Genomic DNA, 1789 nt, shown 5'->3' on the forward strand with positions numbered 1-1789 from the left:
TCCCAGGCCGAGCCCTCCACCCCCACGAAGCGTCCGCCCGCGCGTCGCTCCCGCGCGAAGCGTGGAGGGCCGAAGAAGCCGTAGCATCGCGGGTGCTGTCGCCGTCGCAGCCGGAGGGGGGAACCACCATGCGTCCATGCATCCTCGCCTTGAGCCTGCTGGCCCTCATCGGGGCCCCGCGGGCCGAGGCCGCCAACAACGCCGTCGCCATCATCTGGAAGGGTGCCAAGACGCAGGCGGAAGCCGAGGCCCAGAAGCCCGCCTGGAGTGACCTGAACACCGCGCTCGGGAAGGCGGGCCTGACGTTCCGGGACGGGTATCCGAAGCTCGTCGAGAGCAAGACCCTGCCCGGCCTCAAGCCCGGCTTCTGGGTGTGGCTCCTCGGCGTCTGCGCCCCCGACGACGCGCCCCCCATCGTCGATCAGATCAAACTGCTCTCCCCGGAGACCTACTCCCGCGAGGTGAAGGTCTCCCCGAAGCAGCGCTCCTGCCCCCGGCAGGAAGACGAAGCCTTGGGGTCCCGGGACGAAACCCTCGCGCTGCGCTCGGGCGCGACCCTGCGCGTCTTCACCCACGCGGAGAGCGAGAACGTCGCTGAACACGAGGAACGCTGGGACTACAGCACGCGGACCCGCTACCTCTTCGTCCTCTTCGGCAAGAGCGGCGAGGTGCTTGGCTCGGCGGACGCCGTGGGCGACGAGGTGGTCAACAAGAGCGGCGGCGGGGGCGCCACGTACTACCGCTGCGACGGCACCCAGCTCGAAAAGTCGGCAGCCGACACGTTCGTCCTCACCCGCCACTGCGACGCGGGGGGCGCCGCCGAGTGCGGTTCCGTGGCGTCCGCGGACGAGTTCGTCACCGTAAAGGTGAACTCCAGCGCCGTCTTCGCCAGCGCCCCGCAGCGCATCCACATCCAGCGCGCCGAGTGCGACTGACCGTCCTCAAGGGAACCGGTAGACGGTGACGTAGCCGTCCCGGTGCACCAGCTCGCCCCCCAGCTCATCCTCGATGAACTGGTGGCGGACGGGGTGGAAGAAGTGGGTCACGTACCACTTGAAGTGGTGCTCCTGGAGGAAGCGCCGCATCGCCTCGCGCTCCTCCGGAGTGACGGTGCCGAACGCGGAGCGCATCCCTTCCGCCGCGCGGATCACCCGCGAGTCCACCAGCCCCGCCTCGCGCACCGGCAGCCGTGACAGCCGCGCGAACGACACCGGCTTGCCGTGGAAGATCTGCTCCCACTGCCCCTGCACGTTGTCCGTCAGCACCGCCACCGGCATGGGCGCGTCGCGGATCTCCTCGAACACGGGAGGCAGCCGGGGCACCTGCGGCATGGGCATCAACAGGCCCCGGTACTCCACGTTGGGCACCAGCGCCACCGCGAGCGCCAGCGCCACGCCCAGCCGGGCATCCCGCCGGGACGCCCACGCCCCGGCGTGCGCCGCCGCGAACGCCACCAGCACCGCCAGCGACAGGTACGTGAGCAGCACGAAGCGCACCGGCATGCCGCCGCGAGAGAACAGCGGCACCACGTGCTTGAACACCACGTAGGGCATCGGAATCTGCACCTTGAGCGGCTGGCCGAACGCCGTCAGCGGCTCCGACCAGGACAGCCAGACCGCGAGCGCCAGGAAGAGCAGCACGTCCCGCCGCCACACGCGCTCCCGCCACGCCGGCACCAGCGCCACCGCGAGCGCGATGACGAAGAGCAGCACCACCGGGGACAGCCGGTCCTCCAGGCGGATGTTGAGCACCGTCCCCATCGACAGCACCGCGAAGCCCAGCCCCAGCC

At 70.6% G+C, this 1789-nt stretch carries 1 protein-coding gene and 1 pseudogene; one reads left to right on the forward strand and one right to left on the reverse strand.

Annotated features, from left to right (window positions below; translation table 11 throughout):
- Positions 1-128: 128 nt before the first annotated feature.
- Complete coding sequence (locus D7V93_RS42565; protein ID WP_147451664.1) at positions 129-935, forward strand: hypothetical protein; 807 nt, start codon at positions 129-131, stop codon at positions 933-935.
- A 6-nt stretch (positions 936-941) separates the two neighbouring features.
- Here the strand turns inward: D7V93_RS42565 and D7V93_RS42570 are convergent.
- Positions 942-1789, reverse strand: a pseudogene (locus D7V93_RS42570) (hypothetical protein); the annotation flags it as partial.

Origin of the sequence: Corallococcus llansteffanensis (genome assembly GCF_003612055.1) — a bacterium.
In the GTDB taxonomy this organism is placed as follows: Bacteria; Myxococcota; Myxococcia; order Myxococcales; family Myxococcaceae; genus Corallococcus; species Corallococcus llansteffanensis.

Bases quoted from the DNA above. Each gene is read 5' to 3' on its own strand.
- D7V93_RS42565 (WP_147451664.1), top strand. From the start codon at position 129: ATGCGTCCATGCATCCTCGCCTTGAGCCTGCTGGCCCTCATCGGGGCC.